General features: G+C 71.8%; 16 protein-coding genes. 6 read left to right on the top strand and 10 right to left on the bottom strand.

Going from position 1 to position 17890, the window contains the following annotated elements; translation table 11 throughout:
* Positions 1 to 3 precede the first annotated feature (3 nt).
* From ABZX90_RS24450 to ABZX90_RS24435, 4 genes are all read right to left on the bottom strand, one after another.
* Positions 4 to 1224 carry an MFS transporter gene (locus ABZX90_RS24450; RefSeq protein ID WP_355207966.1) on the bottom strand — a complete coding sequence of 407 codons (1221 nt, stop codon included), beginning with the start codon at positions 1222 to 1224 and terminating at the stop codon, positions 4 to 6.
* 186 nt (positions 1225 to 1410) lie between these two features.
* The gene (locus tag ABZX90_RS24445) at positions 1411 to 2448 is read right to left on the bottom strand and encodes an endonuclease/exonuclease/phosphatase family protein (protein ID WP_355207963.1); all 1038 of its coding nucleotides are present in this window, start codon (positions 2446 to 2448) and stop codon (positions 1411 to 1413) included.
* Between the two features lie 200 nt (positions 2449 to 2648).
* A complete protein-coding gene (locus ABZX90_RS24440) occupies positions 2649 to 3269 on the bottom strand; it encodes a TetR/AcrR family transcriptional regulator (RefSeq protein WP_355207960.1) in 621 nt (206 codons plus the stop codon).
* A 99-nt stretch (positions 3270 to 3368) separates the two neighbouring features.
* On the bottom strand, positions 3369 to 4970 hold the full coding sequence (locus ABZX90_RS24435) for an MFS transporter (RefSeq protein WP_351122022.1): 1602 nt from the start codon (positions 4968 to 4970) through the stop codon (positions 3369 to 3371).
* Between the two features lie 248 nt (positions 4971 to 5218).
* On the opposite strand from ABZX90_RS24435, the gene panB reads away from it, so the two are divergent.
* From panB to ABZX90_RS24420, 3 genes are all read left to right on the top strand, one after another.
* A complete protein-coding gene (gene panB / locus ABZX90_RS24430; RefSeq protein ID WP_351122020.1) occupies positions 5219 to 6106 on the top strand; it encodes a 3-methyl-2-oxobutanoate hydroxymethyltransferase in 888 nt (295 codons plus the stop codon).
* 230 nt (positions 6107 to 6336) lie between these two features.
* Positions 6337 to 7371: an ATP-binding cassette domain-containing protein gene (locus tag ABZX90_RS24425; protein ID WP_355207956.1), complete on the top strand. Its 1035-nt coding sequence runs from the start codon at positions 6337 to 6339 to the stop codon at positions 7369 to 7371.
* On the top strand, positions 7368 to 8192 hold the full coding sequence (locus tag ABZX90_RS24420) for an ABC transporter permease (protein ID WP_351122014.1): 825 nt from the start codon (positions 7368 to 7370) through the stop codon (positions 8190 to 8192). Before ABZX90_RS24425 ends, ABZX90_RS24420 begins: the two co-directional genes overlap by 4 nt.
* Positions 8193 to 8248: 56 nt before the next feature.
* On the opposite strand, the gene ABZX90_RS24415 is transcribed toward ABZX90_RS24420, so the two are convergent.
* Positions 8249 to 11836: a BTAD domain-containing putative transcriptional regulator gene (locus ABZX90_RS24415; RefSeq protein WP_355207953.1), complete on the bottom strand. Its 3588-nt coding sequence runs from the start codon at positions 11834 to 11836 to the stop codon at positions 8249 to 8251.
* A 14-nt stretch (positions 11837 to 11850) separates the two neighbouring features.
* Positions 11851 to 12213: a DUF6578 domain-containing protein gene (locus ABZX90_RS24410; protein WP_355208110.1), complete on the bottom strand. Its 363-nt coding sequence runs from the start codon at positions 12211 to 12213 to the stop codon at positions 11851 to 11853.
* Between the two features lie 140 nt (positions 12214 to 12353).
* Here ABZX90_RS24410 and ABZX90_RS24405 point away from each other — a divergent pair, with 140 nt between their 5' ends.
* Complete coding sequence (locus ABZX90_RS24405; RefSeq protein ID WP_351122006.1) at positions 12354 to 13151, top strand: site-2 protease family protein; 798 nt, start codon at positions 12354 to 12356, stop codon at positions 13149 to 13151.
* 41 nt (positions 13152 to 13192) lie between these two features.
* Here ABZX90_RS24405 and ABZX90_RS24400 read toward each other — a convergent pair whose 3' ends face one another.
* The 3 genes from ABZX90_RS24400 to ABZX90_RS24390 form a co-directional block, all read right to left on the bottom strand.
* Positions 13193 to 13354, bottom strand: a complete 162-nt coding sequence (locus tag ABZX90_RS24400) for a hypothetical protein (protein ID WP_351122004.1) — start codon at positions 13352 to 13354, stop codon at positions 13193 to 13195.
* A 60-nt stretch (positions 13355 to 13414) separates the two neighbouring features.
* On the bottom strand, positions 13415 to 14119 hold the full coding sequence (npdG, locus tag ABZX90_RS24395) for an NADPH-dependent F420 reductase (protein ID WP_261709335.1): 705 nt from the start codon (positions 14117 to 14119) through the stop codon (positions 13415 to 13417).
* A 68-nt stretch (positions 14120 to 14187) separates the two neighbouring features.
* Positions 14188 to 15351, bottom strand: a complete 1164-nt coding sequence (locus tag ABZX90_RS24390; RefSeq protein WP_351122000.1) for a sialidase family protein — start codon at positions 15349 to 15351, stop codon at positions 14188 to 14190.
* 116 nt (positions 15352 to 15467) lie between these two features.
* Between ABZX90_RS24390 and ABZX90_RS24385 the strand changes: the two genes are divergently transcribed.
* Positions 15468 to 16070: a hypothetical protein gene (locus ABZX90_RS24385; protein ID WP_351121997.1), complete on the top strand. Its 603-nt coding sequence runs from the start codon at positions 15468 to 15470 to the stop codon at positions 16068 to 16070.
* 152 nt (positions 16071 to 16222) lie between these two features.
* Positions 16223 to 17539: an MFS transporter gene (locus ABZX90_RS24380; protein WP_355207947.1), complete on the top strand. Its 1317-nt coding sequence runs from the start codon at positions 16223 to 16225 to the stop codon at positions 17537 to 17539.
* Positions 17540 to 17606: 67 nt separating this feature from the next.
* Here ABZX90_RS24380 and ABZX90_RS24375 read toward each other — a convergent pair whose 3' ends face one another.
* Complete coding sequence (locus tag ABZX90_RS24375) at positions 17607 to 17843, bottom strand: hypothetical protein (protein ID WP_351121993.1); 237 nt, start codon at positions 17841 to 17843, stop codon at positions 17607 to 17609.
* Positions 17844 to 17890: the final 47 nt, after the last annotated feature.

Here is a 17890-nt window from a genome sequence, read left to right as displayed (position 1 = left end):
CGTTCAGCGGCGCAGCGCCTCCGGCCGGTCGGGTACGCGGGTGGCGACCACACGCGCGCGCCGGGCCGGCCGCTCCGTGCGGCTCAGGTCCACCGCGTACGCCGTACCCGCCACCCCGATCCCCACCACCGCGAGCCCCGCCCCGGCGACCGCCGGCGCCGTCGCGCCGAAGCCCGCCGCCAGGGCGAGCCCGCCGATCCACGCGCCGCCCGCGTTGGCGAGGTTGAAGGCGGCCTGGTTGGCGGAGGACGCGAGGGAGGGCGCGGCGGAGGCCTTCTCCATGACCATCAGCTGGAGGGGCGAGCCGGTGACGAAGGCGGCCGTGCCGAGGAGGGTGACCGCGAGGGCGGCGCTCCACTGGGCGCCCATGAGGACCGGAAAGAGCGCGAGGACGGCGACGAGGGACGCCAGGCCGCCGAAGAGAGTGCCGCGCAGGGAGTGGTCCGCGAGGCGGCCGCCGAGCAGGTTGCCCACCGTCGCGCCGACCCCGAAGAGCGCCAGCAGCAGTGTCACGCTGCCCTCGGCGTATCCGGCGGCGTCCGTGAGCATGGGCGCGATGTAGCTGTACGCGGAGAAGAGCGCCCCGAAGCCCGCGACCGTCGTCCCGAGGGCGAGCCAGACGGGCAGCGAGCGCAGGGCGGCGAGCTCACCGCGCAGACCGCCGGAGGGGGTGTGCGCGGGGGCCTGCGGGATCAGCAGGAACAGCGAGGCGATGGCGGCCACGCCGATCACGCTCACCCCGAGGAAGGCTGCCCGCCAGCCCAGGTGCTGCCCCACGAGGGTGGCGGCCGGGACACCGGCGATGTTCGCGACGGTCAGTCCGAGGAACATCAACGACACGGAGCGGGCCTTGCGCTCGGGCGCGACCAGGCTTGTGGCTACGACGGCGCCGACGCCGAAGAAGGCTCCGTGCGGCAGACCGCTCAGGAAGCGTGCGGCGAGCAGCCAGTGCTGGTCGGGGGCGAGGGCGGAGAGCGCGTTGCCCGCCACGAAGAGGCCCATCAGGGCGATGAGGACCTTGCGGCGGGACATCCGGGCGGTGGCCGCGGCGAGCAGCGGGGCGCCGATGACGACGCCGAGCGCGTACGCGGAGACCAGGTGTCCGGCGGTCGGGATGGACAGGTGCAGGTCGTCCGCGACGTCGGGCAGCAGGCCCATCATGGCGAACTCGGTGGTGCCGATGCCGAAGGCGCCCACGGCGAGGGCGAGCAGGGCCAGAGGCATGAGAGGCCTTTCCAGGGAGCGGGGACGAGCGGGGCTCCGTGCGGGCGCGGGCGGCCTGCGGGAACGGGTGCGCACGGACGCGCCCGCGCACAGCGATGTGCGCGGGTCACGGGTCGATCAGACCACTAAGTTTAGTCGCTGAACAAATCCTGCCCGGCGGAGTGGTCCGGGAGGTGCTCCAGAGGGTTAAGAGGCGGTTGCGTCCACCTTGACGCGGGCGGCGATCGGAAGGTGGTCGCTGCCGGTCTCGGGCAGGGTCCACGAGGTCACCGGCTCGATGCCCTTGACCATGATCTGGTCGATCCGGGCCATCGGGAACGACGCCGGCCAGCTGAACCCGAAGCCGCTGCCCGCGGCGCCCTGCGCCGAGCGCATCTGCGCGGTGACGGCGTTCAGCGCCCGGTCGTTCATCGTGCCGTTGAGGTCACCGAGCAGGACGACCTGCTCCAGGGGGTCGCCGGCGATCGCCTCGCCCAGCGCGTCCGCGCTCTTGTCGCGCTGCCGGGCGGTGAACCCGGCCTCCATCTTCACCCGCACCGAGGGCAGATGGGCCACGTACACCGCGACCTGCCCGGCCGGCGCCGTCACGGTCGCCCGCATGGCGCGGGTCCAGCCCAGCTTGATGTCCACGGGCCGCGCGCCGCCGAGCGGGTATTTGCTCCACAGCCCGACGGTGCCCTGCACCGAGTGGTACTTGTACGTCGAGGCGAGCGCCTTCTCGTACACCGGCACCGCCGAGGCGGTCAGCTCCTCCAGGGCCAGCACGTCGGCGCCGGAGGCGGCCACGTCGCGGGCGGTGCCGGACGGGTCCGGGTTGTCGGCGTTGACGTTGTGGGTGGCGACGGTCAGGTCGCCGCCGGCGCCGGTCTTGTCACCGAGCAGTCCGCCGAAGAGGTTCAGCCAGACCACGCCGGTGAGCAGCACGGCGATCAGGGCACTGGCGGACTTCCGCACGAAGGCGAGGACCAGCAGGACCGGGATGAACACCCCGAGCCACGGCAGGAACGTCTCTGTGAGGCTGCCGAGGTTGCCGATCCGGTTGGGGATCTGCGCGTGCGTCAGCATCACCAGGGCGAGCAGGAGCGCGACCGCGGCGAGGATCAGCCCGCGCCGCCAGATGCCGCGGTCGCCGCGCCAGCCGTCGAGCAGGCGCCGGAACCGGGACTCTCTGCGGTCCGGCTCCTGGCCGTCGCTGCCCGTCTCCGTCATATACGCCTGCGCCATACCGTCGCCTCACAAACTGCCGTGCGCACCGTCTGTCCCTCGACTACGACCCTAGGGGATGTTCGGTGTCGTTCTCGCCGTCCGGGACGGCCGTACAGGCAAGGGGACGTTCAACTTCGTGTCCGGAGTTCCGTGTACGGGCCTGCGGTGCGCCCTCTGTGACGAAACGCGCACATTCGCCCCGTCAGAAACAGGGCACGTCACGGCCGGGCGGGGCGCAGGCCCTCCAGCAGCGTGTCGACGATCTGCTCGGCGAGACCCTCGGAGAGTTCGGTGTCCGGGCGCATGACGGTCCGGACGAGCATCGGGCCGACGAACATGTCGTTGAGCAGTTCGACGTCGACGTCGTCGCGGAGTTCGCCGTTCTCCTGGCCGCGGCGCAGCACCTCGTAACCCAGTTGGCGTCTCGGTGCGATGACCGTGGCGTCGTACGCGGCCCACAGTTTGGGGCTGCTCTTCATCTGCGCGTAGACGTTGTGCAGGATCGCCGACGAGCGGCTGACCAGGCCGCGCCGGCGCAGCGACTCCAGCAGGACGACGAGGTCGTCGCGCATGGAGACGCCGGGGAGTTCGGGGTCCGCGGGCTCGGCACCGCGCAGCACGTCGACGAAGAGCTCTTCCTTGCCGCTCCAGCGGCGGTAGATCGTCGCCTTGCCGACGCCGGCGGTGCGCGCGAGGCGCTCGATGGAGATGTCCGCGAGCGGAACTCCGTCCTCCAGGAGCTTCATCACGCCCTCGACGATGGCGCGCTCCACCGCCTCGCTCCGAGGACGTCCCCGGGCGGGGCACCCCTGCCTGTCTCGGCTTTCCGCGAGGCTCACGTCGAACTCCGTTCCCGTCGTTGACCTGGTGTCATTCTCCCCGATGTACGGCGATGGCGGGCACCCGGTGAGGGGTGCCCGCGGTCCCGGACGCCGCTGTCAGTCCTGTCCGAGGTCCGCCGTCACCAACTCGGCCTCGTCCTTGCCCTGGTGCGGGGCCGCCGGACGGCCCGGCAGGAACAGGGCGACGACGACCGCGCCGATGACCGCGACACCCGCGCCGCACAGGGCGGTGACGTGCATGGCGTGCAGGAAGGCGTCGTTCGCCGGGGTGACGAGGGCCTTGCCCTGCGGGCCGAGCTTGGCGGCGACACCGAGGGTGGCCTCGATGGACTCGCCCGCGGTGTGCCGCAGGGGGGCCGGGACGAGGCCGAGCTTGTCCTCTATGCCGTTGCGGTAGGCCGTGGAGAGCACGGAACCGAGGACGGCGATGCCGAGGGCGCCGCCGACCTGGCGGAAGGTGTTGCTGAGCGCGGAGGCGGAGCCGGCTTTCTCGCGCGGCAGCGCCTGCATGATGACGACGCTGGTCGGGGTCATGATGTGCGCCATGCCGGTGCCCATCAGGAAGAAGATGACCTCGAGAAGCCAGATCGGGGTGTCCGCCTCCAGCGTGGCGAACGCGGCCAGCATCGCCGCGATGATCACCAGGCCGGCCGTGCAGGTGGCGCGGTTGCCGAAGCGGTCCACGACCAGCCGGGCGCGCGGCGCGAAGATGATCTGGGCGGCGGCCAGCGGCAGCATCAACAGGCCGGTCTGCAGCGGCGAGTAGCCCCGCACGCTCTGCGTGTAGAAGACGGAGAAGAAGGTCACGCCCATCAGCGCGAAGAAGACCAGCGCGATGGCCGACATCGCCGCCGAGAAGACCTTGTTCTTGAAGTACGTGACGTCGATGGACGGGTGGTCGCTGCGCTTCTCGAACAGCACGAAGCCGATGAGGACGACGAGACCGGCGCCGATCGTCGCGAGGACCTTCGGGTCGGTGAAGTCGGCGAGCTGGCCGCCCTTGATGATGCCGTAGACGAGCAGGACGAGGCCGATGATGGAGAGGACGACACCGATCGGGTCGAGACGGCCCGGGTTCGGGTCGCGCGAGTCGGGGACCAGCCAGATCATCAGGGCGATCGCGAGCAGCACGATCGGCACGTTGATGAGGAAGACCGAACCCCACCAGAAGTGGTCGAGCAGGATGCCGCCGGTGATCGGGCCGATCGCGATGGCGAGGCCGACGCCGCCGGCCCAGATGCCGATGGCCTTGGGCTGCTCGTCGCGCTCGAAGACGTTCATCAGGACGGCGAGGGTGGCCGGCATCACGAAGGCGGCGCCGAGGCCCATCACCGCGCGGAACACGATGAGCTGGACCGACGAGCCGGACTCGGCGGCCAGCGCGGACCCGAGGCCGAACACGGCGAGACCGCCGAGCAGTACCTTCTTGCGGCCGAGCCGGTCACCGAGGAGGCCCGCGGTGAACAGGAGCCCGGCGAAGACCAGGGTGTAGGCGTTGATGGCCCACTCCAGCTCACCTTGCGTGGCGCCGAGTCCGACGGGTGCCGGGGTCGAGATCGTCTTGATCGCGACGTTCAGGATGGAGTTGTCGAGCACCACGATCAGCAGGCTCAGCATGAGCACGCCGAGGATCGCCCAGCGGCGCCGGTGCACCGCCTCGGGCACGCGTCGATCGGCGGGGGGAGCGGAAGTTGTCATGGCAACCACCCTAGAGGCTATTCGATACGGCACCGTCTCGTATCGGAAAGGCTTTACGCAGAACTTACGAAGCGACCTAGGTCTCCGGTCGGAGACGCCCGCTCTCTCCGGCCGGAGAGAGCGGGCGTGGCGAGGACGACACGGTGGTCACCGGGCCCGGTCTAGCCTCGCGTAGCACGAGGTGCCACCATGTATGTGATCCGGGGACGCCGTCAGGGTGCCTCGAGATGACAGAAGGAGCCGTTGCGATGACGCAGCTTTCGGCTGCCCAGAAGCAGCCTGCGGAGGGTGGCCTCAAAGCCACCGACAGCAGCAAGGCGCTGTACGGAGGCAAGACCACCCGCCGTATCACGGTGCGCGACATCACCGCCGCCAAGGAGCGCGGCGAGAAGTGGCCCATGCTCACCGCCTACGACGCGATGACGGCGTCCGTCTTCGACGAGGCCGGCATCCCGGTCATGCTCGTCGGCGACTCGGCGGGCAACTGCCACCTGGGGTACGAGACGACCGTCCCCGTCACCATGGACGAGATGACCATGCTGTCCGCGGCGGTCGTACGGGGCACCAGCCGTGCCCTGATCGTCGGCGACCTGCCCTTCGGGTCCTACCAGGAGGGTCCGGTGCAGGCGCTGCGCTCGGCGACCCGCCTGGTCAAGGAGGCCGGGGTGGGCGCGGTCAAGCTGGAGGGCGGCGAGCGCTCGCACCGCCAGATCGAGCTGCTGGTGGAGTCCGGCATCCCGGTGATGGCGCACATCGGCCTGACCCCGCAGTCCGTGAACTCCATGGGCTACCGCGTCCAGGGCCGGGGCGAGGAAGCCGCGCAGCAGCTGCTCCGGGACGCCAAGGCGGTCCAGGACGCGGGCGCGTTCGCCGTCGTCCTCGAACTGGTCCCGGCGGAGCTCGCCGCCGAGGTCACGCGCACCCTGCACATCCCGACCGTCGGCATCGGCGCGGGCGCCGAGACCGACGCGCAGGTTCTCGTGTGGACCGACATGCTCGGCCTGACCGGCGGCAAGATGCCGAAGTTCGTCAAGCAGTACGCCGACCTGCGCCGGGTCATGGGCGACGCGGCGAAGGCGTTCGCCGAGGACGTGGTCGGCGGGACGTTCCCGCTGGAGGAGCACTCCGTCCACTGACACCTCGCGCCCGCCGAGACCCTCCGGGGGCTCGCGACCGCCGAGGACCCCTGCGCCACTGCGGCACCTGAGCCACTGCGGCACCAAGACAGCCCGCCGATCTTCCCCCGTCGGCGGGTTGTCGCCTTTCCGCACCCTGTCGGCCGACTGTCGGCGACCTATCGGTAGCGGCCCGGACCTGTAGGCGGCCTGTCGGTCGTTTGTCGGTGGCGGCTGGCACCTTGATGGACATGACGCGAATCGACAACACGCCCCGACAAGCTGCGACCGGCCGCAGCGCCGTCACCGTACGGGGGCTGGTCAAGCACTACGGCGAGACCAAGGCGCTGGACGGGGTCGACCTGGATGTACGCGAGGGCACCGTCCTCGGAGTGCTGGGTCCAAACGGCGCCGGCAAGACCACCCTCGTCCGCTGCCTGTCCACCCTCATCACCCCTGACGCCGGCCAGGCCACGGTCGCCGGTTACGACGTGCTGAAGCAGCCCCGGCAGCTCCGCCGGGTGATAGGGCTGACCGGCCAGTACGCCTCGGTCGACGAGAAGCTCCCGGGCTGGGAGAACCTCTACATGATCGGGCGGCTGCTCGACCTGCCCCGCAAGGACGCCCGCCGGCGGGCCGACGAGCTCCTGGAGCGCTTCTCCCTCACCGAGGCCGCCAAGCGCCCGGCGTCGACGTACTCCGGCGGTATGCGCCGCCGGCTGGACCTCGCCGCCTCGATGATCGGCAGCCCGTCCGTGCTGTACCTGGACGAGCCGACGACCGGCCTCGACCCGCGTACCCGCAACGAGGTGTGGCAGGAGGTCAAGCGCATGGTCGCCGACGGCGTCACCGTGCTGCTCACCACCCAGTACATGGAGGAGGCCGAGCAGCTGGCCTCCGAGCTGACGGTCATCGACCGCGGCAAGGTCATCGCCGGCGGCCGGATCGACGAGCTGAAGGCACGCGTCGGCGGCCGGACGCTGCGGATCCGCCCGCTGGATCCCCTGCAACTGCGCCCGCTGGCCGCCATGTTCGACGACCTGGGGCTCACCGGCCTCGCCACGACGGCCGTGGACAGCGAGACCGGCAGCGTGCTGGTCCCGATCCTCAGCGACGAGCAACTCACCGCCGTGATCGGCGCGGTCACCGCGCGCGGCATCACCATCGCCGCCATCTCCACCGAACTGCCCAGTCTGGACGAGGTGTTCCTGTCCCTCACCGGCCACAAGGCCGGTGCCCCGCAGGACGAGACCCCCGCCCGCGCCTACGAGGAGGTCTCCGCATGAGCACCGCCGTTGTCGAAGCCCCCCTCCGGGTCGAGGCCGACCCTCGCATCTCGCTCCGCGCGCACGCCCGCCACACCGGCGCGCTGATCCGCCGCAACCTGCTGTGGATCCGCCAGGACCCGGAGTCGATGTTCGACGCGATCCTGTTCCCGGTCATCTTCACGCTGCTGTTCGTCTACGTCTTCGGCGGCTCCATCGGGCAGTCGCTCGGCGGCGGACAGGAGGCGTACGTCCAGTACGTCGTGCCCGGCCTGATGGCCATGATGGGCATGAACATGGCCCAGGGAGTGGGCACCGGCTTCAACACCGACTTCAACTCCGGTGTCATGGACCGGTTCCGGTCCCTGCCGATCGGGCGCGGCTCGGTGCTGTTCGCCAAGATCGCGGTGGAGGTGATGCGGATGCTGATCGCGACCGCGATCCTCATGATCGTCGGCGTCCTGGTCGGCTTCCACATCACCAACTGGCCCGGTCTGTTCGCCTCCGTGGGCCTGTCGGCCGTCTTCGGCTCAGCCCTGATGTGGGTGTTCCTCACCCTCGGCGTGATCATGAAGAGCGCGCAGTCCGTGCAGGCAATGGGCTTCCTGGTGCTGATGCCGCTCCAGTTCGGCTCGTCGATCTTCGCGCCTACCAAGTCGATGCCGGGCTGGCTGCAGAACTTCACCGAGTACAACCCGCTGTCCTCCCTCGCGGACGCGGCACGCGGGCTGATGGTGGGCGGTCCGGTCGCGCACGGCCTGTGGGTGACGCTCGGCTGGTCGCTGGCCCTCACCCTGGTGATGGCGCCAGTCGCCATCCACAAGTTCCGTACCAAGGACTGACGTTCGGCCCGGGTCCTGACCACGAGGACCATGGCGCACCGGTTCGCGTCCGCGCCTCAGATGAGGGCGGCGGCCTCCTCCACGGAGAGGCCGCCGCCCTCCGCGTACGCGGTCTCGTACGCCGCGTCGTCGAGCAGGTCCCGCACGCCCGCCTCGGCCCGCTTGCGCACCTCGGCCTCCATGGCACCGGCGAAGTGGCCCGGCGGCAGCAGAGCGTCGGCGGCGCCCAGGATCCGGGCCGCGTCACGGGCGCGGTGGCCGCCGTCCAGACCGGTGAGGGCGATGGCGGCGGTGGTCAGATGGGCGGAGGGCATGTGCGGCGCGATCATCATCGACAGCCGGTCGCTGGACCGTGCCATCGCCAGGCGCGCCTTGTCCAGGGCGCTCTCGCTCTGCCCGTCGATCGCGTCCAGCCAGGCTTCGATGCCGAGCATGAACCCGTCGAAGACGACGAAGGAGCCGGCCCCGAAGTCCTGACGGAGCAGCCGTATCTGCTCGCGCGCCTCCGCGACCCGGCCGCTGCGGCCGAGCCAGGTCGAGAGGAAGAGGTGGGCCGCGGGCATGGCCTCGTTGTGAGCTCCGTGTCCGGTCGCCAGGACCTCGCGGATCATGCGCTCGCCCCGCTCGGGGTCCCCCAACTCGATGTACATGCTGCCGAGCCGGACGTTGAGCACCGCCGTCTGGGCGCGCGCGCCCAGCCGTTCGGCGTACTTCTCCGCCTCGGCGTAGTCCGCGGCGGCGGCCTGGTAGTCGCCCTTGCGTTCATGGGCCTCGCCGCGTGCGGAGAGCGATTCGGCAGCGCCCCACGCGTCGCCGATCCGGACGAAGAGTTCCAGTGCCTCGTCGGCGTCCACGGTGGCGTCGCCCGCCATGTCGGCGCGGTTGGCGAGGATGTTGGCGCGCATCTGGAGGGCGGTGGCCAGCTCCCATTCGTAGCCGAGTTCGCGGCAGGTGCTGACCGTCTTGTTGATCACCTCGGTGAACCGTTCCATCGTGCCGGTGAGCAGCACGGCGTAGAACCAGAGGTAGCCGGGGGTACGGCAGGTCTGCGGCATGCCGGGCTCGTAGGTCGCGCTGATGATGCGCAGCTTCTCCTGCGCCTCCGGGGTCTGCCAGGCCCCCATGTCCATGTCCATATAGGCGAGATGGACGAGGTGGACACCGCGCCGGGCCTCTTCGAGGACCTCCTCGCGCATCGGCGGCGGGAAGTCCGTACAGCGCTCGTACAGCGGCGCGGCCGGGCGCGCGGGCGGTACGAAGGGGTCGGGACCGAGGGCCATCACCTCACGGGACCAGGCGCGGGCGTCGACGCGCTGGTCGCGGATCTGCCAGTACCAGGCCAGCGAGAGGACCATGCACAGCGCCTCCTGCTCGTCGCGTTCGGCGACCGCGTGCCGCAGCGCGGTGCGCAGGTTCTCGTACTCGCGCTCGACGAGGTCGATCGCGGAACGCTGGCCGGGGCCGCGCAGGACGGGGTCGGTGGTGCGGGCGAGTTCGCGGTAGTACGTGAGGTGGGCGCGCTCGGTGGCGTGGCGGGCGCCGTACTCGTCGAGGCGTTCGCCCGCGTACTCGGCGACGGTCTCCAGGAGCCGGTAGCGCATCTCCGTCTCCCCTTCGCCCGAAGGGGCCGCGACGACAAGGGACTTGTCGACGAGCGAGCCGAGGACGTCCAGCGCGGCCGGACCGCAGACGGCCTCGGCGGCGGCGAGGTCGCAGCCGCCCGCGAACACGGACAGCCGTCGCAGGGCGTCCCGTTCGGCCTCGTCGAGCAGGTCCCAGGACCAGTCGACGACGGCCCGCAGGGTCTGCTGCCGGGGCAGCACGGTGCGGCTGCCCGAGGTCAGCAGCCGGAACCGGTCGTCGAGCCGGTCGGCGATCTGGCGCGGGGTGAGCATCCGCAGCCGGGCGGCGGCGAGTTCGATGGCGAGCGGGAGGCCGTCGAGGCGCCGGCAGATCTCCGCGGCCGCCTCGGGGTCGTCCTCGACACGGAAGCCCGGCCGGGCGGCGGCGCCCCGGTCGGCGAGCAGCCGCAGCGCGACGGGCTCCGGCAGCGGGTCCACGGGGCGCAGCAACTCCCCCGGTACGCCGAGGGGTTCACGGCTGGTGGCGAGCACGGTCACTCCCGGGCAGCGCTCCAGCAACGCCTCGGCGAGACGCGCGGCGGCGTCGACGACATGCTCGCAGTTGTCGAGGACGATCAGCATGCGGCGCTTGGCGCAGTGTTCGGCGAGCCGGGTGAGCGGGTCGTCGTGCCGGTCGGCCACGGCCCGCATCTCCTCGGCACCGGCGCCGCGCAGCACGGTCTCGCGGGCGCCGACGGCGGTCAGCACGGCCTCGGGCACGGCCTTCGGGTCGTCCACCGGGGCCAGTTCGGCCAGCCACACCCCGTCCCGCAGCGTCGGGGCCAGTGCCTCGGCCGCCTCCTGCGACAACCGCGTCTTGCCCGCCCCGCCCGGGCCCAGCAGCGTCACGAGCCGGGCCCCGGCGAGATCGCCCCGGATGGCATCGATGTCTGTCTCCCGCCCCACGAAGGACGTGAGCCGGGCACGGAGGTTGCCGGTCGGCGGTGACGCGGGATGGATACGGGAGGTGAACGCCGGTTCCGGGGCGTGGGCGGCTTCGCCCGCGATGGTGCCGGGGGCGTCCGGGGCAGGATGCCCGGTGTCCGGGGCCAGGTGCCCGGCGCCTGCCCCTGCCCCTACGCCTACGCCTACGACCGCGGTGCCTGGGGCGCCGGTGCCGACACCTGTGCCGGTGCCGGTCCCCTCGGCCGGGGCCGCGGTGTCCGCGGCAGCGGTGAGGGCACCCTCGGCTGAGACGGAGGCGGCGGTGACGGAGGCGGGTGAACCGGCGCCGGAACGGACACCGGTCCGGCCGCGAGCGCCGGAACCCTCCCCGGGGCCGAACCGCTCCCGGGGTCCGGCCAGGAGCTCCGCGTGCAGGGAACGCAGTTCCGGACCCGGGTCCGAGCCCAGGCGGTCGGCGAGGAGCGTGCGTACGGATTCGTAGGCGGCGAGGGCCTCGGCGGGCCGGCCCGCGTCGCGGAGGGCACGCAGCCGCAGGACGTGCAGCGGCTCGTCGAGCGGGTGCACATCGCAGAGGGCGGTGAGCTCGGGCAGGACCTGTTCGGCCTGGCCGAGGGCGAGGGCCGCGGCGAGACGGGCGCGGCGGACGTCGACACGGCGGGTCTCCCAGCGGGCCGACTCGGCGGTGCGGTCCGGGAGGTCGGCGAGGGCCGGGCCGTGCCACAGGGCGAGGGCGTCCTCCAGGACGGCGGCCGCCTTGGCGGGGTCGCCGTCGGCGAGGGCGCGGGTGCCCTCGCCCGCGAGCCGCTCGAAACGGTGCAGGTCGACGTCGTCGGACGAGGCCGCCAGCCGGTAGCCGCCCTCCACCGACTCCACCGCGTCCGCCCCGATCGCCCTGCGCAGCCGCCCGACCAGCGCCTGCAGTGCCCCGGGCGCGTCCGCGGGCGGGTCGCCGTCCCACACCTCGTCGACCAGGACGGCCGTGGAGACGGTCCGTCCGGGCCGCAGCGCGAGGACGGTCAGCAGGGCACGCAGCCGCGCCCCGCCGACCGGGACGCGCGTGCCGTCGGGGCGGAGTGCCTGGGTGGTACCGAGGATGCGATAGCGCACGGGGTCCATTGTCTCTGGTGGCGTCAGGTGCGGGGGTCGGACGGGGCGGGTTCGGCGAGGACTCCGGCCCGGCGCTCGCCGAACCACGTGGGGCTGCTGTCGACGGCCTCCGGCGACCGCGACGCGGGCACCGGTTCCCAGGTGCGCGAGCCGGGGACGGTCTCCGCGAAATCCTGGTGCACCAGGTGGATCGTACGGACCGTATTGGTCGTCTCCGGCCACTGGGCACCGTGCCGCTCGACGGTGAGCGGACCGGTTCTCTCGACCTGTCGGCCGGGGCCGGGTCCGGGGCCGGGTCCGGGGCCGCCCCCGGATCCGTCGTGCGGCGCCGCGGCCCGACCGTCGTCCACGCGCAGCGGCCGGATCACCCCGTCCTCGTCCCGCATTTGTTCCACGACCCGCCATCCCCCATCCCCCCACCTTCCCCGGAACCAATGCCCGATGGCGAGACGTTTTCGGCATGAGCCCGGTACGGTCGGGCAGGCCCACGCACACGGATATCAGCCCAGCCAGTCCAGGGAGCCCCATGACCACCGCCGCGACCCGCCGCAGCGACCGGAGGATCAGCCCCGTCTTCGTCGGGATCGTGGCCGTCATGGCGGTGACCGGCTGGGCGACCTGGACCGGGTTCGCCGAACAGCCCGGCGTGGGCGTTTTCCTGTTCGTGACGGCCGCCTGGGTCGTCTCGCTCTGCCTCCACGAGTACGCGCACGCCCGCACCGCCCTGCACAGCGGCGACATCTCGATCGGTGCCAAGGGCTATCTGACCCTGAACCCGCTGAAGTACACGCACGCGCTGCTGAGCATCGTGCTGCCAGTGATCTTCGTGATCATGGGCGGGATCGGTCTGCCGGGCGGCGCGGTCTTCATCGAGCGGGGCCGTATCCAGGGCCGCTGGAAGCACAGCCTGATCTCGGCGGCGGGCCCGCTGACGAACGTCCTGTTCGCCGTCGTGTGCACGGCACCGTTCTGGCTGCACGCCCTGGACGGCGTCCCGCCCGCCTTCCGCTACGCGCTGGCGTTCCTCGCGCTGCTCCAGGTGACGGCCGCGATCCTGAACTTCCTGCCGGTCCCGGGCCTGGACGGCTATGGCGTGATCGAGCCCTGGCTGTCGTACGGCGTCCGCCGTCAGGTCGAGCCGTTCGCGCCGTTCGGTCTGCTCGCGGTGTTCGCGGTGCTGTGGATCCCGTCGGTGAACCGCGAGTTCTTCGACATCATCGATGCCATCCTGCGCGGCCTGGGCATCGGCCCGGGCGAAGCCGACTGCGGACAGTGGCTCTACCGCTTCTGGCAGGCGAACAACGACATCTGCCTGAAGTCCTGACCGGCCTGGCTTCCTGGGCGGCCCGATGTCCTGACCGGCTGCTACGCCCTGCCCCGGCGCGCGTAGTACCAGGTCATGTTCGACGACAGGCCCGCCAGCAGCAGCCACACGACGCCGAGCCAGCTGCCCTGGACGAACGAGACGACGGCCGCGGCCACGGAGAGGACACAGACGGCGAGGGCGTAGAGAGCGAGGCGGGGCATGGGTCGGCTCCTGTCGGGGGGACACTGCTTGCCACCAGTGTCCCCCACGCGACGGGCGACCTAGACGTCCGTCACCCGCAGACCCGCGTGTGCCTTGTAGCGCCGGTTCACCGAGATCAGGTTGGCGACCAGGGCCTCGACCTGGTGGGCGTTGCGCAGACGGCCGGAGAAGACGCCGCGCATACCGGGGATGCGGCCGGCGAGGGCCTGGACGATCTCGACGTCGGCCCGCTCCTCGCCGAGGACCATCACATCGGTGTCGATCTCCTCGATCTCCGGGTCCGCGAGCAGCACGGCGGAGAGGTGGTGGAAAGCGGCGGTGACCCGGGAGCCGGGCAGGAGGGCGGCGGCCTGTTCGGCGGCGCTGCCCTCCTCCGGCTTCAGCGCGTACGCACCCTGCTTGTCGAAGCCGAGCGGGTTGACGCAGTCGACGACGAGCTTTCCGGCCAGTTCCTCGCGCAGCGACTCAAGGGTCTTGCCGTGACCCTCCCACGGCACGGCGACGATCACGATGTCGCTGCGGCGCGCGGTCTCCGCGTTGTCGGCACCCTCCACACCGTTGCCGAGCTCCTCGGCCGCGCTCCGCGCACGGTCGGCGGCGCGCGAACCAATGATCACCTTCTGCCCGGCCTTGGCGAGCCGGTAGGCGAGGCCCTTGCCCTGCGGACCGGTGCCACCGAGCACGCCGACGACGAGCCCGGACACGTCGGGCAGGTCCCAGGGGTCCTTGGCGGGGGCCTTCTGTGCACTGTCAGTAGAGGTCATGGGCCGACTTTACGTGCGCGGGTCGTGGCCACGCGCCTCAGGTGGCCGAGCACCCCGGGTGAGTACCGTCACCCGAGCGCGGTCAGCGGAATACGCCGGAAAGTGATCGTCTCGTAGGCGCCGAAGTCGCCCGTCTCGTAGAGGAGTCCGACGGTCGCGGCGTCGACGCGGACGAGATCGGAGTACGCGGCGGGCAGCCCGTCCACCGTGTACACGGACCGCCAGGTGGTGCCGCCGTCGGTCGAGGCACGGACCGTCATCAGGGCGCGGAACTCCGGATCCGCGGGCCCGGAGTACAGGAGCAGGTCGGGGTCGCGGAGCTGGAGAAGGCTGCCCTGGACCACGGGGGTGACGAGGCCGGCCTGCGGGCGGAACGGTCTGACCAGCGTTCTGCCGCCGTCGCGGGAGTGCGCGTCGGCACGGTTGCCGGGCGACGGGGAGTCGTTGCGGGAGTTGAAGTAGACGCGGCCGTCGGTGAGTTCGGCGGCGGTGGTCTCGTTGACGTTGACGTAGCCGTTGGTGTTCTCGTCGAGATAGCCGAGGTACCAGGTCGCGCCGCGGTCGTCACTGAGCAGGCAGTGGCCGCTGTTGTACTTCGCCTCCGTGCCGTTGTCCGTACCGGTGGGCGGCAGGGTGTGGTTGCCGGGGACCACCACCCGGCCGGAGCCGAGCTGGACGGCGTGCCCGGGCGTGGTGGCGTACCACCGCCAACCCGCCTTCTTCACCTGCGCGGTGATCTCCTTCGCGGCCGCCCAGGTGAGCCCGTCGTCGTCGCTGTGCTGCACCCACACGCGCCGTCCGTCGGCGGCCTTCACCTTGCCGCGCAACAGGGCATCCTCGGACGCGGAGGCCGCGCTGCGGACGTGGACGAGCAGGACACGGCCGGTGTCGAGGACGACGGGCGCGGGGTTGCCGGCGAGGTTGGCTCCGTTCTTGGCGACGGCCTGGAGCGGGCCCCAGGTGCGGCCGCCGTCCATGGACCGCTTGAGCACGATGTCGATGTCGCCGTGGTCGTGCGCGGAGCCGACCCTGCCCTCGCAGAAGGCCAGCAGCGTGCCGGTTCCGGTGGCGACGACGGCGGGGATCCGGAAGCTGGCGTAGCCCTCACGCCCGCCGCGGAACGGAACGCCGGCCCCGGCACTCGTCTCCGTGGCCGCGCCCGCGTCGGTACTCGTGCTCGTGTCCGTCTCCGTGCCCGTACCGGTGGTGGGTTCGGCGCTCGGCTCTGTCATGGTCGGGCTCCCTCGTGCGGTTGCTCGTGGGGTCGGTGGTGCGGACTTCTGCCCAACTTGGGCGAATTCGTGGTGAACTCCGGGTCACGAGTGGCCGGTTACGGCAGGATGCGGCCATGGATGCCGTACGGGTCGCGTTGCTGCGCGAAGTGCTTGCCGGGACCGAATGGCTGGGGGCGACGCGACGGTTCGGGGGGACGCTGCGGGGATCCGTGGTGTCGTACGGCGGCGGGTTGCTGCTCGTCGGTTCCGAGGAGTACGAGCCCTGGCACCTCGCGGCGCACCTGGTGGACGAGGCCGCGTGGTCGGGGACGCCGGAGCTGTCGCCGACCCTGGTGCGGCACGGGGCGCGGGAGTCCGATCCGGCGCACCTGGCGGTGGGGCTCGGGCGGATCGAGGCGGCCCGGCGCGGAGAGACGCTGCTGGTGGTGGCGCCGGACGCGCCCGGTGCCGCGCTGCTGGAGCGGGTGCACGACGCCCGGCGGGCCGGGGCGACGGTACTGGCCCTGTCCCCGGGGGGCGGTGAGCTGCCGGCGCTGGCCCACGAGTCGCTCGCCGTGCCGCCGGATCCCGAGCTCGACCTCGACACCGTGCAGCACCTTGTCAGCGCGGCGGCCGGGGAGAACGCGCTGCCCTCGCCCCGGGGCCGGCGCCGCTTCCGCGACCGTCTGTCCCGCTTCGCCGACCAGTTGACGGCCCCTCCGTCGTACCGGTGGTAGCGGGGGCCACCACCCACCGGCGAAGGCCGGCCGGCCTCCCGCCGGCGGAGCCGGGTTTCCCCGCCGTCGGTGGCCGGAACCGGCTCCCGGTGCGGGCGCCGGGGCCGTAAAGCAGTTGCCCCGCACGCTCGCGCCGCCGACCATGGCCCGTCGTGAGTGATGACGTTCCCTCCTCCCGTGCGCATGCCCTGCTGCCCGATCTCGCGCCCTGGCGGACCTCCGCCGACTTCCGGCGGCTGTGGGTGGCCGGTCTCGTCACCAACTTCGGGAGCTTTCTGACCTTCGTCGCACTGCCGGTGCAGATGAAGGTGCTCACCGGGTCGGCGGCGGCGGTCGGTGCGATCGGCGCCGTGGAACTGATCCCGCTCGTGGTCTTCGGGCTGTACGGCGGGGCGCTCGCCGACGCCTTGGACAAGCGCAAGCTGATCGTCTGGACGGAGGCCGGGCAGGGCCTGCTGTGCGCCGCCCTGCTCGTCAACGCGACGCTGCCGCACCCCGCCGTGTGGCCGCTGTACGTGGTCGCCGCGCTCTCCGCCGCGCTCGGCTCGGTCCAGCGTCCCGCGATGGATTCGCTCACTCCGCGGATCGTGGCGCACGAACACCTGACGGCCGCGGGAGCGCTCAACTCGCTGCGCTGGACGGTGGGAGGTGTCGCCGGCCCGGCGCTGGCGGGAGTCGTCGTGGCGTACGCCGGACTGGGCTGGGCCTACGCCGTCGACCTGGTGACCTTCGCGGTCTCGGTGGCCATGATGGTGGGGATCGCCGCGTCGCCCGCCTCGCACGCGGCGGCGAAACCGTCGGTGCGGTCCATCGCCGAGGGCGCGCGCTACGCGTGGAGCCGCAAGGAACTCCTGGGTACCTACGCGATCGACCTCGCGGCGATGTTCTTCGCGATGCCGCTCGCGGTGCTGCCGTTCCTCGCGGACGACCTGCAGGCCGCCTGGTCGCTGGGGTTGCTGTACGCGGCCATTCCCGCCGGTTCGCTGCTCGTCAGCCTCACCAGCGGGTGGACCTCGCGCGTGCACCGGCACGGGCGGATGGTGGCGCTCGCGGCGGCCTGCTGGGGGCTCGCGGTGGCCGGCGCGGGTCTGGTGCACAGCGTCTGGCTGGTGCTGCTCCTCCTCGTCCTCGCGGGTGCCTGCGACATGGTCAGCGGAATCTTCCGTGCCGCCATCTGGAACCAGACGATCCCGGACGAGCTGCGCGGACGGCTCGCCGGGATCGAACTGCTGTCGTACTCCGTCGGGCCCCAGCTGGGCCAGGTGCGCTCCGGCGGCATGGCCGCGCTGACGAGCGTACGGGCGTCGGTCTGGGCCGGCGGCGCGCTCTGCGTCGGAGCGGTGGGGCTGCTGGCGGTCGGTCTCCCGAAGCTGATGTCGTACGACGACCGCACGAACGAGCACGCGCTCCGGATGCGCTCCGCACGAGCGGAGGAGTTCCCGCCCGCGCCGCCGGTGACCGCGTCCTGACACGACACGTACGGTCACGCGCCGGAGCCCGGGCCGGGCGCCCACCGTCGCCCCGGAATTCCGTGCCTCAGTCGTCGTCGGAGTCCGGTGCCTTGCCCGACGCGTCGTGCCACTTCGGGTCCGTCTCCCATTCGAGGTTCCGCTCCCGCGCGATGTCCATCGCGTGTTCGGCCTCCTCGCGGGTGGTGTACGGGCCGAAGCGGTCCTTGCCCGGGCACTCGGGGCCCTCCTCGACCTTCTTGTGCTCCAGGCAGTAGAACCACTCGCCGGGCTTGCCGACCGTCCGCTTCTTGAACAGGGCCATCACCAGCTCCTTTCGCCAGAGACATGTTCCCCCATGCCCGCTGGTTA

It is taken from the genome of Streptomyces sp. NPDC002935 (assembly GCF_040611295.1).
Taxonomy (GTDB): Bacteria; Actinomycetota; Actinomycetes; order Streptomycetales; family Streptomycetaceae; genus Streptomyces.
Note: the sequence above shows the minus strand (reverse complement) of the source record. Positions and strands in the feature narration are given on the sequence as shown.

Bases quoted from the DNA above. Each gene is read 5' to 3' on its own strand.
- ABZX90_RS24450 (WP_355207966.1), bottom strand. From the start codon at position 1,224: ATGCCTCTGGCCCTGCTCGCCCTCGCCGTGGGCGCCTTCGGCATCGGC.
- ABZX90_RS24410 (WP_355208110.1), bottom strand. From the start codon at position 12,213: ATGCGGGACGAGGACGGGGTGATCCGGCCGCTGCGCGTGGACGACGGT.
- ABZX90_RS24425 (WP_355207956.1), top strand. From the start codon at position 6,337: ATGACGCGAATCGACAACACGCCCCGACAAGCTGCGACCGGCCGCAGC.
- panB (WP_351122020.1), top strand. From the start codon at position 5,219: ATGACGCAGCTTTCGGCTGCCCAGAAGCAGCCTGCGGAGGGTGGCCTC.
- ABZX90_RS24420 (WP_351122014.1), top strand. From the start codon at position 7,368: ATGAGCACCGCCGTTGTCGAAGCCCCCCTCCGGGTCGAGGCCGACCCT.
- ABZX90_RS24375 (WP_351121993.1), bottom strand. From the start codon at position 17,843: ATGGCCCTGTTCAAGAAGCGGACGGTCGGCAAGCCCGGCGAGTGGTTC.
- ABZX90_RS24390 (WP_351122000.1), bottom strand. From the start codon at position 15,351: ATGACAGAGCCGAGCGCCGAACCCACCACCGGTACGGGCACGGAGACG.
- ABZX90_RS24405 (WP_351122006.1), top strand. From the start codon at position 12,354: ATGACCACCGCCGCGACCCGCCGCAGCGACCGGAGGATCAGCCCCGTC.
- npdG (WP_261709335.1), bottom strand. From the start codon at position 14,119: ATGACCTCTACTGACAGTGCACAGAAGGCCCCCGCCAAGGACCCCTGG.
- ABZX90_RS24445 (WP_355207963.1), bottom strand. From the start codon at position 2,448: ATGGCGCAGGCGTATATGACGGAGACGGGCAGCGACGGCCAGGAGCCG.
- ABZX90_RS24400 (WP_351122004.1), bottom strand. From the start codon at position 13,354: ATGCCCCGCCTCGCTCTCTACGCCCTCGCCGTCTGTGTCCTCTCCGTG.
- ABZX90_RS24385 (WP_351121997.1), top strand. From the start codon at position 15,468: ATGGATGCCGTACGGGTCGCGTTGCTGCGCGAAGTGCTTGCCGGGACC.
- ABZX90_RS24435 (WP_351122022.1), bottom strand. From the start codon at position 4,970: ATGACAACTTCCGCTCCCCCCGCCGATCGACGCGTGCCCGAGGCGGTG.
- ABZX90_RS24415 (WP_355207953.1), bottom strand. From the start codon at position 11,836: ATGGACCCCGTGCGCTATCGCATCCTCGGTACCACCCAGGCACTCCGC.